General features: G+C 50.1%; 13 protein-coding genes. All 13 read right to left on the bottom strand.

The window, feature by feature from the left end; genetic code table 11:
• Positions 1-6: 6 nt before the first annotated feature.
• On the bottom strand, positions 7-1,980 hold the full coding sequence (pknB, locus tag M1D59_RS08685) for a Stk1 family PASTA domain-containing Ser/Thr kinase (protein ID WP_023857224.1): 1,974 nt from the start codon (positions 1,978-1,980) through the stop codon (positions 7-9).
• Positions 1,974-2,738, bottom strand: a complete 765-nt coding sequence (locus M1D59_RS08680) for a Stp1/IreP family PP2C-type Ser/Thr phosphatase (protein WP_026579742.1) — start codon at positions 2,736-2,738, stop codon at positions 1,974-1,976. Before M1D59_RS08680 ends, pknB begins: the two co-directional genes overlap by 7 nt.
• 7 nt (positions 2,739-2,745) lie before the next feature.
• Positions 2,746-3,831 (bottom strand): 23S rRNA (adenine(2503)-C(2))-methyltransferase RlmN, encoded by a 1,086-nt coding sequence (gene rlmN, locus M1D59_RS08675; RefSeq protein ID WP_020451350.1) that lies wholly within the window; start codon positions 3,829-3,831, stop codon positions 2,746-2,748.
• Positions 3,831-5,177 carry a 16S rRNA (cytosine(967)-C(5))-methyltransferase RsmB gene (rsmB, locus tag M1D59_RS08670; protein ID WP_020451349.1) on the bottom strand — a complete coding sequence of 449 codons (1,347 nt, stop codon included), beginning with the start codon at positions 5,175-5,177 and terminating at the stop codon, positions 3,831-3,833. Before rsmB ends, rlmN begins: the two co-directional genes overlap by 1 nt.
• The gene (gene fmt, locus M1D59_RS08665; RefSeq protein WP_020451348.1) at positions 5,167-6,117 is read right to left on the bottom strand and encodes a methionyl-tRNA formyltransferase; all 951 of its coding nucleotides are present in this window, start codon (positions 6,115-6,117) and stop codon (positions 5,167-5,169) included. Before fmt ends, rsmB begins: the two co-directional genes overlap by 11 nt.
• A gap of 4 nt (positions 6,118-6,121) precedes the next feature.
• Positions 6,122-6,604 (bottom strand): peptide deformylase, encoded by a 483-nt coding sequence (gene def, locus M1D59_RS08660; protein ID WP_020451347.1) that lies wholly within the window; start codon positions 6,602-6,604, stop codon positions 6,122-6,124.
• Between the two features lie 29 nt (positions 6,605-6,633).
• On the bottom strand, positions 6,634-9,051 hold the full coding sequence (gene priA / locus M1D59_RS08655) for a primosomal protein N' (RefSeq protein ID WP_309539930.1): 2,418 nt from the start codon (positions 9,049-9,051) through the stop codon (positions 6,634-6,636).
• Positions 9,048-10,265 carry a bifunctional phosphopantothenoylcysteine decarboxylase/phosphopantothenate--cysteine ligase CoaBC gene (gene coaBC, locus M1D59_RS08650; RefSeq protein ID WP_095290454.1) on the bottom strand — a complete coding sequence of 406 codons (1,218 nt, stop codon included), beginning with the start codon at positions 10,263-10,265 and terminating at the stop codon, positions 9,048-9,050. Before coaBC ends, priA begins: the two co-directional genes overlap by 4 nt.
• Positions 10,266-10,346: 81 nt before the next feature.
• On the bottom strand, positions 10,347-10,547 hold the full coding sequence (gene rpoZ / locus M1D59_RS08645) for a DNA-directed RNA polymerase subunit omega (RefSeq protein ID WP_020451344.1): 201 nt from the start codon (positions 10,545-10,547) through the stop codon (positions 10,347-10,349).
• A 2-nt stretch (positions 10,548-10,549) separates the two neighbouring features.
• The gene (gene gmk / locus M1D59_RS08640; protein ID WP_003181659.1) at positions 10,550-11,164 is read right to left on the bottom strand and encodes a guanylate kinase; all 615 of its coding nucleotides are present in this window, start codon (positions 11,162-11,164) and stop codon (positions 10,550-10,552) included.
• 7 nt (positions 11,165-11,171) lie between these two features.
• The gene (gene remA, locus M1D59_RS08635; protein WP_003181657.1) at positions 11,172-11,441 is read right to left on the bottom strand and encodes an extracellular matrix/biofilm regulator RemA; all 270 of its coding nucleotides are present in this window, start codon (positions 11,439-11,441) and stop codon (positions 11,172-11,174) included.
• Between the two features lie 75 nt (positions 11,442-11,516).
• The gene (locus M1D59_RS08630; RefSeq protein WP_020451343.1) at positions 11,517-12,392 is read right to left on the bottom strand and encodes a YicC/YloC family endoribonuclease; all 876 of its coding nucleotides are present in this window, start codon (positions 12,390-12,392) and stop codon (positions 11,517-11,519) included.
• A gap of 109 nt (positions 12,393-12,501) precedes the next feature.
• Positions 12,502-15,174, bottom strand: coding sequence for a calcium-translocating P-type ATPase, SERCA-type (locus M1D59_RS08625; RefSeq protein WP_020451342.1), 2,673 nt, complete (start codon positions 15,172-15,174; stop codon positions 12,502-12,504).
• Positions 15,175-15,309 lie beyond the last annotated feature (135 nt).

Raw genomic sequence — 15,309 nt, 5'->3', positions numbered from 1 at the left:
CCTCCCTTATTCATCCTCAGGATATTCAATCGTTTTTGACCTGACTACTTTATCGTTGATCGTTACTTGATAATACCCTTTTTGCCCGGGCGCAATCCTGAATTTGATCGTCCGCTCTGCCGGCGCCGTGATTTTAAAATTTTCATAGACGTCGGAAATGCTGTGTTCTTCATCATCGATCGAAATTTGGACGTTTTGTTCTTCGCCCTCCGCTCCCGGTTCATAAGGGATATCAATTTTCTCGGTCACCGTTTTGACGGGTTTTTTCTCAGGTCCGAGCGAAAACGTAACCTCGACTTTGTCTCCCGGCTTGACGGATGCCCCCGCCCCCGGCTTTTGTTTGATGACCTGACCTTCCGGCACATCTTCAGAATGCGCCTCCTTTTCGACAAGGACAAGCTGATGGTCGTCCAAATAGCCCGAAGCCGCCTGTTTGCTGTATGTTTTTAAATCCCTTAAAGTAATGGCTTCCGGACCGAGGCTGACCGTTAATTTGATCTCGTCGTCGGCGGCAACGATTTCGGTGCCGGCTGCGGGGTCCTGTTCGATGATGGTGCCTGCTTCTTCTTCATGGTGCACTTCTTCTGTCTTGATGTTTTTAAAGCCCTTTTGCTCGAGAAGCTTTTTGGCGGCGTCGACTTTCTGGCCGACCACATCTTCCACTTCTGTTTTCTCTTTGCCTGAGCTTTTATAAAGCTTGACAGTTGAGCCTTCCTTTACGATATCGCCGGCTGCAGGGTCCGTTTTCACGATCAGCCCTTCTTCAATTTTATCGTCGGCAATGTCTTCAGCATTCGGATCCACTTCAAACCCTTCGTCTTCAAGCTTGATGACGGCTTCTTCATACTCAAGGCCTGCTACATCGGGAACGGCTACATCTTTTGGAATAAAGAGCGACGGAAACACCGTCAAAGCCAAGACGGCTGACACAACGAGAACGAAAAACACCGTCAGCAATATAAGCGGCCATTTCTTTCTTTTTTTCTTCTTGTTTGCTTTTGCCTGCTTCTTCTTTTCTTTCTTTGATAACGGAGCCGCTTCCGCTTCTCCGTCGCCGGACTTGTCACCGCTCTCGTCTTCCGGCAGGTTTTTGATGATCGGAACAGCTTTCGTCATCTCATCATCAGCTGGAATCGTGAATCGCTTTTCGTTGAGCCTGTCCGGGTCGAAAGCCGTTTTTAAATCGGATTCCATCTCTTCGGCCGCTTCATAGCGGTGGAATGGATCTTTTGCCATCGCTTTCAGGACGATGTTTTCTATGCTTTGCGGCACAGCCGGGTTCCACCTTTTCACCGACGGCGTTTCTGATTGCAGATGCTTCAGCGCGATGCTGACCGCCGATTCTCCTTCAAACGGCATACGCGCCGTCAGCAGCTCGAAAAGCACGATGCCGAGCGAGTAGATATCGGATTTTTTCGTAGACAATCCGCCTCTCGCCTGTTCGGGCGACAAATAATGGACAGAGCCCAAAACCGAGTTGGTGTGCGTGATGGTCGTCGAACTGAGCGCCATGGCGATGCCGAAATCGGTCACTTTAATGTGGCCCATATGGTCGATCAAAATGTTGTGGGGCTTAATATCCCGGTGAACAATCTGGTTATCATGAGCGTGTGCGATGGCGGATACGATCTGCTCCATGATTTGGACCGCTTCTTTTGGATGAAGCGGGCCTGTTCGGTTTATGTATTCTTTCAGGGTCATCCCCTCGACATACTCCATCACGATATAATAGATGTCATCTTCTTCTCCGACATCATAAATGCTGACGATATTCGGGTGGTCGAGGCTTGCAGCGGACTGCGCTTCCCTTCTGAACCGCCTGATAAAATCGGCATCGTGAACGAAGTCAAACCGCAGCACTTTTATCGCGACTTCACGGTCGAGGATGATGTCCAGCGCTAAATAAACGTTCGCCATCCCCCCGCCGCCGATGGCGCGCAGGATTTCGTAACGTCCGCTGATCCGTCTGCCGATTAACACTTGTCTTCACCTTCTTCTATTTGAGAAGGAAGTTCCAATAGCGCGACGGTGATATTGTCCTCGCCGCCGTTGTCATTGGCCAGCTGAACGAGCTGTTCCGCTTTCTCCTCCGCAGAAGAAAGAGCTGTAAGCATATCCTTCAGTGACTCATCGTCTACTTTATTCGTCAGCCCGTCAGAGCATAATAGAACTTGATCGCCCGGTTCGATTTCAAAAGTATGGGCTTCAACCTTCACTTCCGGATCAGTGCCAAGCGCTTTTGTCAGCACGTTCTTCCGCGGATGGTGTTCGGCATCTTCCTTCGAAATCCCCCCTGTCCGCACGAGTTCATTGACAAGCGAGTGATCTTCCGTCAGCTGTATGAAATGGCCGCCTTGCAGGAGATAGCAGCGGCTGTCTCCGATATGGGCGACTGTCAGCGTTTTTCCCGTGTATAAAGCGCAGACGACCGTTGTTCCCATTCCCTGGCACTCTTCATGCGCCCTCGCATGGTCGAAAAGTTTTTGGTTGACGGCTGAAATCTGCTCTTTCAGCCAAGCTTCGCATTCAGCCGGCGAAGCCGGGACTTCTTCGGTTTCCTCCCAGATATCCCGAAGGGCTGAGACGGCCATCCTGCTGGCAACGTCGCCGGCCAGATGACCTCCCATTCCATCGCAGACAACAGCTAAAACCAGTCCGTTTTTTTCTGTGAAAATGCCGGCATCGTCTTCATTGTGCTGGCGTATTTTTCCCCTGTCCGTTTTTAAGGCTGTTTTCAACCTTGATTCACCTCGTCTCTTCCTGGCGCTCCTTTGCACGAAGCTGTCCGCAGGCAGCGTCAATATCATGGCCTTGCTCTCTTCTGATCGTGACATTTACTCCATGAGACTTTAATGTTTTTTCAAAGGCGAAAATCTGTTCTTTCGGTGTTCTGACATAGTCTCGTTCAGGTACATAGTTGACCGGAATCAAGTTGACGTGGCATTTGATTCCTTTTAGCAATTCAGCCAGCTCTTCCGCGTGTTCAACCTGATCGTTAACACCGCCGAAAAGCCCGTATTCAAACGTAACCCTTCTGCCGGTTTTCTTAATGTAGTAATCGACCGCTTTCATCAGCTCCGGCAGCTTGTAGGCTCTGTTGATCGGCATCAGCCGGCTTCTGATCTCAGTGTTCGGGGCGTGCAGAGAAATCGCAAAGTTGATCTGCAGCTTCTCGTCTGCAAACTCATAGATTTTCGGAATGATCCCGCTCGTTGATACGGTGATATGGCGCGCCCCGATATTCAGCCCTTTATCATGGTTGACGATTTTCAGGAATGCAAGCATTTCCTGAAAATTATCGAACGGCTCGCCGATTCCCATAATGACGATGGAACTGACGCGTTCATCTGTTTCATCAAGCGCCTGCTGCACTTTGACAACCTGGGCGACGATCTCTCCGGCTTCCAGGTTCCGCTTTAAGCCGCCGAGGGTCGACGCGCAAAACGTACAGCCGATTCGGCAGCCCACCTGTGTCGTTACACAAACAGAATTGCCATATTCGTGCCGCATTAATACGGTTTCGATCGTGTAGCCGTCATGAAGCTCAAATAAAAACTTCATCGTTCCATCTTGTGAAGTCTGCTTGACGGCCGTTTTCAGCGTCGTTAATACGAAATGCTCGTTCAACTTTGTCCGCAGCTCTTTTGAAAGGTTTGTCATCTTTTCAAATGACGTGACTCTCTTTTCGTAAAGCCATTCGAATATTTGCGCGGCGCGGAAAGGTTTTTCGCCGTTTTCCGAAAGCCAGCTTTTCAGTTCTTCTATTTCAAAAGAATAGATGGACGGTCTTTCTGTCCGCAATTCTTTTCTTACTTTTTGTTTCGATTCCATTATTGTGATCCCTTCTTTCTCATGCTGCAAATAAAGAAGCCGTCCGTTCCGAAGTAGTGGGGAAGGATTTGAATGCTTCCATCCTTGACATACGGCGCCGCTTTTTCGGGCAGCCGCTCGGCGAGGGTGGGGTCTGCTTCAAATTCATCGTGTTCTTTCAAAAAAGCATGCATGACTTGTTCATTTTCGGTCGGGTCCATTGTGCATGTGCTGTAGACCAATGTCCCGTCTGTTTTCAATAAAGGTGCGATTTCGTTTAAAATCGCCAGCTGAATCCCAGCGAGACGCGCGCTGTCTTCGGGCGTTTTGCTGTATTTGAGATCCGGTTTTCTGCGGATGACACCGAAGCCCGAACACGGAGCGTCGACGAGAATCCGGTCAAACTGCTCCGGTTCGAAGGCTTCGCCGGCTTTTCTGGCATCCAGCGCCCTTGCTTCAATGTTGGAAAGCCCGATCCGGCCTGCCGCTTCTTTGATCAGCTTTACTTTATGCTGATGAAGGTCAAGGGAAATGATCTTTCCCGTATCTTCGAGCAGTTCGCCGATATGAGTGGATTTTCCTCCCGGCGCTGCGCAGGCGTCCAGCACCGTTTCTCCCCGCTCAGGACCGAGGGCTCGCGCTACCAGCATTGAGCTTTCATCTTGTATGGTGACTTCGCCTTCTTTGAAAAAAGGAGTGGACGCAATCGTTCCTTTTTGCAGTTTGACAGCGTCTTCGGACAAGTCGCCTTCTTCCGCCTCAATCCCCGCTTCATTCAGGCGGGAAAGAAGCGTATCCCGGTCGTGTTTCAGCCTGTTGACGCGGATCGTCTGCTTCGGCGGGATCATGTGAATCCGGCAGATTTGTTCTGCCGCTTCGAACCCGTAGGCATCGGTCCATTCCCTGACAAGCCATTCCGGATGGCTTGTCTCAACCGCAAGGCGTTCAACCGGGTCGGCAATATCAGCAAAAGAAGGCACGCCTTCTCTCTGAACAGAGCGCAGAACGCCGTTAACAAATGAAGAAATTCCTTTATGCCCGCGTTTTTTAGCGATTTCAACAGCTTCAAAAAGGGCGGCCCGGTCAGGGATTTTCTCCAGGTATTCCATCTGGTACAGCGACATTCTCAACAGATGGATGACCCAGTCTTTCACTTTTTCCGGTTTTTTAATAAACGGCTTCAGCATATAATCGAGCGCCAGCTTGTTTTGAAGGGTGCCGTAAACGAGTTCTGTCAAAAGGCCTCTGTCTTTGTCGCTTAAATCGTTCGCTTTCATGACAGACTGAAGCAAAAGATTGCTGTATGCCTGATTCTGGTCAAGCTTAATCAGTGCATCAAGCGCGACTTCCCTCACATTATTTTTCATCGCTATGACCCAATTTCATTCCGGCTTGAAGACCCGCTCCCCTGACAAAATCTTCGGCCTTCATTCTTTTTTTGCCCGCAGGCTGCACTTCCGTTAATTTTAACGCGGTGCCATTTCCGGTAGCGACGACAATGCCGTCTTTTTCAACGGAGACGATTTCTCCCGGCTCTGCCTGTTTTAAGGCTTCGCATTTTTTTGCAGCCCATACTTTCAGCGTCTGGCCGCTTAAAACCGTGTATGCGACAGGCCAAGGATTCAAGCCCCTGACTTGGTTGTACAGGACTTCGCCGGGCTTTGACCAGTCGATCAGTTCCTGTTCGCGTTTAATGTTCGGCGCATATGTCGCTTCCCGTTCATCCTGTTTTTCAGGGGTTGCCGAACCGTCAATGACCTTCGGAACCGTTTCGGAAAGAAGCTCAGCCCCGGCCTTGCTCAGCTTGTCGTGGAGCGTGCCGACATTATCGGTTTCTTCGATGTCAACTTCGACTTTGGCAAGCATATCGCCTGCATCCAATTTTTCGACCATGTACATGATCGTCACGCCCGTTTTCTCTTTGCCTTCCAGAATGGCGTAATGGATCGGAGCTCCTCCGCGCAGCTCGGGCAGAAGAGAGGCATGGACATTGATACAGCCGTATTTCGGATAATCGAGGAGCTTTTTCGGCAGGATCTGCCCGAATGCCGCGGTTACAATTAGATCGGGTTCAAGCGCCAAAATCCTGTCCGTCTCCGCATCTTCCCTCACTTTTTCAGGCTGGAGCACGGGAATGCCGCGGCGCAGCGCTTCCTCCTTGACAGGCGGAGGGGTCATCACTTTTTTTCTGCCTTTCGGGCGGTCAGGCTGGGTGACGACACCCACCACCTCATAGCCGTCATCAATCAATGTGCTGAGCACCGGGACGGAAAAATCCGGCGTTCCCATAAAAACGATCCTTGTCATCCAATCATCCTTCCATTTCCTCAAGTTCTTCCGCATCATAATAGCGCGTAACTTTTGATGTGAATAAAATACCGTCCAAATGGTCGATTTCATGCAGCAGCGCCCGCGCCAAAAAGCCTTCAGCTTCAATCGTGAACGGTTTTCCGCGGCGGTCGAACGCCTTGACCTTTACATAATCCGAACGCTTCACTTCACCGTATAGATCGGGAAAGCTCAAACAGCCTTCAGGGCCCGTCTGTTCGCCGCTCTCTTCGATGACCTCCGGGTTGACCAGTTCAATTCTGCCCGTGTCATCGCCGATATCGACGACTGCCGCTCTTTTTAAAACGCCGATTTGCGGGGCGGCAAGCCCGACTCCGTCCAGCTCAAGCATCGTATCATACATATTGTCGAGCAGTTTCTTTAATGATTTATCAAAAGACGCAACGGGTTCGGCAGGGGTTTCAAGAACCTCCGCCGGATACGTTACGATCGGTTTTACTGCCAATCTAGAAGCCCTCCATCACACTGTTATTTTTACATCATCATATATGGATTCATGTCGATCGAAATCATCAATTGCTTTTGTTCAATATCTCGTTTGTAATGATCCATAATGTTTTTAAGCAACGATGTAAGCTGGTTTTCCTGTTTGTATTTTATCACGCATTGATAGCGATATCTATCTTTGATCCTGGCGATCGGCGATGCGACTGGGCCGAGAATCTTCGCCTCGCTTGAAATGTTCTTTTTTAAATAGTTGGCGATTTTTTCAGTCACGAGCGCCGCCTTCGTCACTTCTTCGTGCGATACGCTGACGAGCGCCAAATAATAATAGGGAGGATAGGCCTGTTCCCTTCTGTGCAGCATCTCCTGCCGGAAGAACGTTTCATAATCGTGCGTTTTCGTGAGCTGAATGCTGTAATGGGACGGGGTGTACGTCTGAATGATCACCTTGCCCGATTTTTCGTGGCGCCCCGCTCTTCCGCTCACCTGTGTCATCAGCTGGAACGTTTTTTCAGCGGCTCTGAAATCGGGGATGTGCAGCATCGTATCCGCGCTCAAAACACCGACGAGCGTGACGTTTTCAAAATCGAGCCCTTTGGCGATCATCTGTGTTCCGAGCAGAATATCGGCTTCACCTTTGCCAAAGGATGTGAGCAGCTTTTCATGCGCTCCTTTTCTCGAGGTTGTATCGACGTCCATGCGGATCACCCTTGCAGCCGGCAGTACCTTCGTCAATTCTTCTTCGACCCGCTGTGTGCCTGTGCCAAAGTAGCGGATATGCTCGCTTCCGCATTCGGGGCAGCTTGACGGCATGCCGGTTTCATAGCCGCAGTAATGGCACTTCAGACGCTGTCCATACCTGTGGTACGTCAACGAGATTTCGCAATGAGGGCACTGGATGACATATCCGCAGTCCCTGCACATGACAAATGAGGAATATCCCCTTTTGTTTAAAAACAGAACGGCCTGCTCTCCTTTTTCAAGGGTTTCCTCAAGTCCGGCCATTAAGTCTTTGGAAAACATCGAGCGATTTCCGCTGCGCAGTTCCTCCCTCATATCGACGAGAGACACGTCAGGCATGACTTGGTGATTGACGCGGTGCTTGAGAGAAAGAAGCTTGTACACGCCTTTTTTCGCCCTTGCGAACGATTCGAGCGTCGGCGTCGCACTGCCGAGGACGACCGGACAGCGGTGGTATTCGGCCCTTTGAATCGCCGCTTCTTTCGCATGGTATCTCGGCATCTCTTCCTGCTTGTACGATGTTTCGTGCTCTTCATCGATAATAATCATGCCGAGATTTTCAAACGGCGCGAAAATCGCCGAGCGCGCACCGACGACAAGCCGGACTTCTTTGCGGTGGATTTTCCGCCATTCATCATATTTTTCTCCTGTTGAAAGCCCGCTGTGCAGGACGGCTACCTGTGAGCCAAAGCGGCCTTTAAAGCGGTTGACCATCTGCGGCGTCAGCGAAATTTCCGGAACGAGAACGATCGCTTCTTTGCCGGCTTCCAGCACCTTTTCGATCGATTGCAGATAGACTTCCGTTTTTCCGCTTCCGGTCACTCCGTGAAGAAGAAACACATCGTGCCGCTTGTCTTCGATCGCCTCTGCTATCGCCTCATAGGCCTGCGCCTGCTCTTCAGTCAGCGGAAGCGGTTCGGTTTTTTTGAACATTCTGTCCTGATAAGGATCCCTGTAAACCTCCTCTTCGCTTTCCTTTAACAGCCCCTTGTCGATCAGCGCTTTTACGGACGCGGAAGAGCCTCCCGTTTTGCCGATCAGCTCTTTTGCCGGAACAGCACCGGATTCTTTGCGGTCGATGAAAAACTGAAGGACCGCTTTTTGTTTGACAGCTTGCGGGGAGAGGCCGTCAAGCGCTTCTTTTAAATGTTCTTTCGCACAAAGGGGAGCGATCATTCTCCGCGTTTTTTTGTTTGTTTTCTGCTTTACTTTATAGGCCACTTCAAGGTTGCCCTCTTGAACCTGGCGCTGAATCAGCTTTAATGTCCCATGGTCATCTATATCGGAATAAGAAAGTGTTTCTTTTTGCAAAAACAGGGTTTTAAGCGGTTCGGGAAGCGGCTTATCACCGATCACCTTGATTTCTTTGCCGTATTTTGCTTTCATAGCCGCGGGGAGCATCGCCTGAAGAGCCGTAATTTTAAAAGAAAGTGTTTTTTCTGTCAGCCAATCTGACAGCTCAAGCAGCTCCTCCGTCAAAACGGGCGTCAGATCAAGGATATCCTCGATATCCTTAACCGAACGGCCGGCGAGCTCAGACGATTCTTTCACGCCGGTGACAAATCCCTGAATTTTGCGGGCGCCGAACGGAACAATCACGCGCATCCCTTTTTTAATCATCCCTTTGAATTTGTCAGGAATGCGGTAGTCAAACGGTCTGTCGATATTTTTGGTTGTAACATCGACGATCACTTCAGCGAAATTCATGAGGACGTTCCGCTCCGGCCGGCAAGCTCAGCGGCTTCCTTCAAGACTTCGGCGGCAACCTCCCGTTTTGACATCAGAGGGTGCGCCGTCTTTTTACCGTCTCGGTGAAACACCGTCACGATGTTGGTTTCCGTTCCAAAACCGGCGCCTTCGGCCGTGATATTGTTGGCGACAATCAGATCGAGATTTTTTTTCTCCAGCTTTTGTTTGGCATAGTCTTCGACGTGCTGCGTTTCAGCTGCAAAGCCGACCAAGACTTGCTTTGTTTTCCGTTCTCCCAGCGCTTTTAAAATATCCTTCGTCCGCTCAAGCTCAATGACGAGACCGCCGTCCTTTTTCTTCATTTTTTGATCGTGAATATGCTTTGGCCTGTAATCAGCGACAGCTGCCGTTTTGATGACGATGTCGCTCTCATCGAAAACAGATAAAGCCGCTTGATACATATCTTCTGCAGACTGAACATGAATAACGTCAACTCCTGCGGGATCATCAAGCGATGTCGGGCCGGCAATCAGCGTTACGCACGCTCCCATTTTCGCCGCTTCCTCAGCGAAAGCATAGCCCATTTTCCCTGTCGAACGGTTGGAGAAAAAGCGGACGGGATCGATTTGTTCTCTTGTCGGGCCCGCTGTAATTAAGACACGCTTTCCTTCAAGCAAACCGCTGTTTTCGTTTGAAAAATACGACTCGGCCAACTGGACGATCCGTTCGGGCTCTTCAAGTCTGCCTTTGCCGATATAGCCGCACGCAAGGTAGCCTTCACTCGGCTCGATAAACCGGCAGCCGTCTTTGTAAAGAACGCTGATGTTCCGCTGAACGGCCGGGTGGTCGTACATATGGACGTTCATGGCCGGAGCGATCCAAACCGGCGCAGTCGTCGCTAAAAGCGTCGTCGTCAGCATGTCATCGGCAATGCCTGAAGCGAGTTTTCCGATCACATTGGCCGTTGCCGGAGCAACGATCACAAGATCCGCCCAATCCGCGGCATCGATATGGGCGATGACACGGGGATTCGGTTCTTCGAACGTGTTGGTATATACTTCATTGCGCGAAAGCGCTTGAAAGGTGAGCGGAGACACAAATTCACAGGCGGATTTTGTCATGATGACTTTCACATTGGCTCCTGCCTGTACGAGCTTGCTCGTCAAGGCGGCCGCTTTGTATACTGCGATTCCTCCGCTTACTCCCAGCAGGATGTTGCGATTTTTCAGCATCGTTTTTTCTCCCCCTTATGTTCTGTTCGCCGGCCTGAAAAAAATAACAACCTAGTGTATAGGTTGCTATTTTTAAGGCTATTAGCGATTTTCCTTTTCGAATGTAAGCAGTCCGGCATCAATTTCTTCCAGCGCTTTGCCTACAAATTTATGCGACTTCGGATTTTCGATCTGCGCGTCTTTGTTGATCTGCATTTCGCGGGCGCGTCGGGCCGATACGGTAACGAGCGTGTATTTTGAATCCAGTTTATTCATTAAAGAGTCAATTGACGGATCTAGCATAATTATTCAACCTCCAGCATTTTCTTATATCTTGGAGCAACGCGGTCGCGCCGTAAATGTTCGGCGAGAACGATTGCTTTGATTCTTTCGCACGCAAGCTCAATGCTGTCATTTTCGACAACATAATCGTAGGCGTCCATCAGTTCGATTTCTTCCTTCGCCGCTTTCATCCGGTTTTCGATCAGGGCTTCTGTTTCTGTCCCTCTTGTGACAATCCGGTTTTTCAATTCGGCGAGACTCGGAGGCGCCAAAAAGATAAACAGGCCTTCAGGAAATGCCTTTCTGACTTGCAGCGCACCTTGGACTTCAATTTCGAGAAAAACGTCCCTGCCGCTTTCAAGGGTCTGTTCGACGTAGTCAACGGGTGTTCCGTAATAGTTGCCGACATATTCGGCCCATTCGAGCAGCTTGTTGTTCTCGATCATCTCTTCGAACTCTTCGCGCGTCTTAAAAAAGTAGTCGACACCGTCTCTTTCGCCTTGCCGCGGTTTTCTTGTCGTCACCGAAATCGAATATTCAAATTTTGTGTCCTCCTGAGCAAACAGCGCCTGCCTGACTGTTCCTTTTCCGACGCCGGAAGGGCCGGAGAGAACGATTAATAAACCTCTTTCTTTCATAAAGCTCTTATCCCTGCCCTTCATCCATAATTTCTTCTTTAACGGAAAGCCTTTGTGCTACTGTCTCAGGCTGGACGGCAGATAAGATGATATGGTCACTGTCCATAATGACAACCGCACGGGTTCTTCTTCCATATGTAGCATCTATAAGCATGCCGCGGTCTCTGGCATCCTGGATCATCCGCTTAATAGGCGCGGACTCCGGACTCACAATCGAGATCAGCCGATTCGCGGATATGATATTACCAAAGCCGATATTGATCAGTTTAATCGTCATCCTATACGTTCCCCCTGTACTTGGACGTCTCTAGTTTAACCTGCAGAGAACATCCGTAAACAATACGCACAATCGCTATTCTATATTTTGCACTTGTTCTTTTATTTTTTCAATAGAGCTTTTCATTTCGACCACATGTTTTGTGATCTGGTGATCATTCGCTTTTGAACCGATCGTGTTCGCTTCACGGTTCAGCTCCTGGACGAGGAAGTCGAGCTTTCTCCCCGCGGCCCCACCCGCTTCGCAAATATCGCGGAACTGGCGGAAATGGCTTTTCAGCCTCGTCACTTCTTCCGTGATATCCGATCGGTCTGCAAACAGTGCGACTTCCGTCAGCAGACGGCTTTCATCGAGACCGTCTGTTGACCATTCTTCAAGGCGCGCCTCAAGGCGTTCCCGATAGTGGCCGACGACCTTGGGAGCAAGCTCTGCAATGTCGTCTGTCAGCTTTTCAAGCCTTTCAATATGCTGAAGGCAGTCATCCTTCAGCCTCAGCCCTTCTGCTTCGCGCATGCTGCATAATTCAAGAACGGCAGCCTCGACCGCTTCAAGAAGGACTTCTTCAAGCTTGTCGTTTTGGATCGTCTCTTCTTCAACTTGGATGACATGGTCAAACTGAAAGGCGTCTTGAAGCGTGATCTCTCCAGAAAGCCGGCAGCGCTCTTTCATTTCGCGCGCGGCTTTCTGGTACTCCTCAAGCAGCGGCCAGTCAACCTGGATTTTCCGGGTGACCAGAGCCTCGTCGTCAACGGACACGAACAGCTCCAGCCGCCCCCTTTGTATATGTTTAAAAATCGTTTGCTTTATTTTGTCTTCTAAATAGAGCAAAGGTCTTGGCATGCGTGCGTTTACTTCTTTAAACCGATAGTTGACAGATTTCAGCTCAACAGCTGCTGTCAGCCCATCCTTCGTTTTGCTCGCGCTGCCGAAACCGGTCATACTCCGTATCATAAAACACACCCAATTCCGTATAAGTGAAAAAGACTTCTTTGATTTAAATTTACGCAAGATGAAAAGGCAATAGAAACCTCTATTACCTTTAAGATTATATCATACAAGCCTATTTTTTTCTTGTCAAAAGTGACCCGGCCAATAAAAAAGTTGGAATCGCCGACATTCCGACAATCAGGAGCCAGTCTGCCATTAAAATCGGAACCGTATGGAAAATCGGCTGCAGCGGCGGATAATAAATAACGACAAGCATTAAAAGAATCGAAGACAATACTGCGCCGAGCAAATAAATGTTTTCAAACGGATTGCGGTCAAAGATAGACCGCTCGCTCCGGCAGTCGAACACATGGATCAGCTGTGCAAGGACGAGCGTTGCAAAAGCGACCGTCTGAGCATACTCAAGCGCTTCCGGGTTGCGATTGTAAATGAACATAAACGCCCCGAGTGTGGCAATTCCGATTAAAAAGCCGCGCGATACGACCTTCCAGCCGAGCCCCCTTGCAAACACGCCTTCTTTCGGACTTCGCGGCTTCCTCTGCATCACATCGTCTTCAGGCTGATCCATGCCGAGCGCCATGGCAGGCAGGCCGTCCGTCACAAGGTTGACCCATAGAATCTGTATCGGAACAAGCGGCAGCGGCAGAGCGAGCAGCATCGCAAACAGCATGACCAAAATTTCGCCGACATTGGATGCGAGCAAATATCTGATGAACTTTCTAATATTTTCATAGATATTGCGTCCTTCCTTGATGGCCGATTTAATCGTCGCAAAATTATCATCGACAAGAATGAGCGATGATGCCTCCTTGGCAACATCCGTTCCCGTAATCCCCATCGAAATGCCGATATCCGCCTGTTTAATCGCAGGGGCATCATTGACTCCGTCTCCAGTCATGGCGACGATGTGGCCGTTTTCCTGGTAGGCGGTCACGATCTTCAGCTTATGTTCGGGCGACACCCTTGCAAACACGTAAACATCGTCAACAATTTCCGCCAATTCTTCCTGCGAGAGCTCGTTCAGCATCTGGCCGTCCACGACCTTTCCGCGCGGCGGCAATAACCCGAGATCTTTTGCGATGGCTGTTGCCGTTATCACATGATCGCCGGTGATCATCACTGTTTTGATCCCCGCTTCCCGGCACTCTTTAATCGCTGTTTTCACTTCGGGCCGCGGCGGATCGATCATCCCTAACAGCCCGATGAAAGTTAAGCCTGACTCCGCTTTTTCGAGCGAGAGATTTTCTGTTTCTTTGATCGGTTTATACGCGACAGCAATCGTCCTCAGCGCTTGGGACGCAAGCGTTTCCAGCGCCGCGCTTGTTTCGGCGAGTCTTGCCTTTGTGAAGATTTCGCGCTTTTCGTCCGTCAGCGTATGCGACGAACGCTTCATCAATACATCAGGCGCGCCCTTTGTGATGACAAAGCGCTTGCCGCTCTTATCTTCCGCAATGACAGACATCATTTTCCGCGTCGAATCAAACGGAAACTCCTCGATGATTTTAAAATGTTCGTCAACATATCTGTCCGTAAAACCCGCTTTTCGTGCTGCCGTCAGCAAAGCGCCTTCGGTGGGATCGCCGTCAAGACGAAACTCCCCGTCTTTTTCGATAATCGAAGATGAATTGCATAATGCGCCGAACAGAAGGACCTGTTGGAGCGGTTTATGATGCCTGGCTTGCACGTCGCGCCCGTTCATGGTGAAGGAGCCTTCGGGTTCGTAGCCGATCCCTGACACGTTCCACGTTTTCCCGCCTGACCAGACATGGGTGACCGTCATTTTGTTCTGCGTCATCGTCCCGGTTTTATCGGAGCAAATTATGGACGCGCAGCCGAGCGTCTCAACCGCGGGGAGCTTTCTGACGATCGACTTTTGCCTGATCATCCGCTGTACGCCGAGAGACAGAGCGACCGTGACAATGGCCGGCAGCCCTTCAGGTATGGCAGCGACGGCAAGGGAAACGCCCGCTAAAAACATGCTGTATAGGTCATGCCCCTGGATGACTCCGGCAGCAACGACAAGCAGCGTCAGGAACAAAGCGGCGACAATCAAAATTTTGCCGAGCTCTTCAAGCCTTCTTTGCAGCGGGGTCGCCGTATTCCCGGCAGATTCGAGCATATCGGCGATTTTTCCCATCGCAGAGTTCATTCCCGTGCCGATAACGACGCCGGTGCCGCTCCCCCTTGTGACCAACGTTCCCATGAAAGCCATATTCTTCAGATCGCCCAGCGATACGTCGGACGCCTGAAAAGCTTCTGCCTGTTTAGACACGGGAAGCGATTCACCCGTAAGAGCCGATTCTTCTATTTCAAGGCTCTTTGTCTCGACAAGCCTGAGATCGGCGCCGATTCTGTCTCCGCTTGCAAAACGGACAACATCTCCCGGAACGAGCTCTTTGGAAGGGATCTTTACCCATTCCCCCTCCCGGAGCACAGCCACTTGAGGAGCCGACAGTTCCTTCAAAGCCTCGAGCGATCTTTCCGCCCGTCTCTCCTGAAAGAAGCCGAGAATGCCGTTTACAAAGATGATCGCAATGATCGCGATGGCGTCAATATACTCCCCGAGGAAACCAGAGATCAACGTGGCCGCAAGCAAAACAAGAACCATGAAGTCCTTGAATTGAGAAAAAAACAGTGCGATCGCCGATGTTTTTTCCCCTTCCTGAAGTTCGTTTGTTCCGTGTCTTTCCAGCCGCTTTTCGGCCTCTTTTTCTGTTAAACCTTTGCCGATGGACGTTTTTGTTATGTTTAACAATTCGGTTTGTCCCATCTCGTGCCATTTCATTGAATCGTCCACTCCTCCTGCCCTAAAGGTTGCTCTTGGTATATCCATCTCTATAAGTCAATTTATTCAGACTCGTCCCAAATCATGCTATAATTATTGAATAGACGCTTTACGAAGAGGATTAACGAGAAAAGG

Source organism: Bacillus sp. PK6-026, from assembly GCF_054161455.1.
Note: the sequence above shows the minus strand (reverse complement) of the source record. Positions and strands in the feature narration are given on the sequence as shown.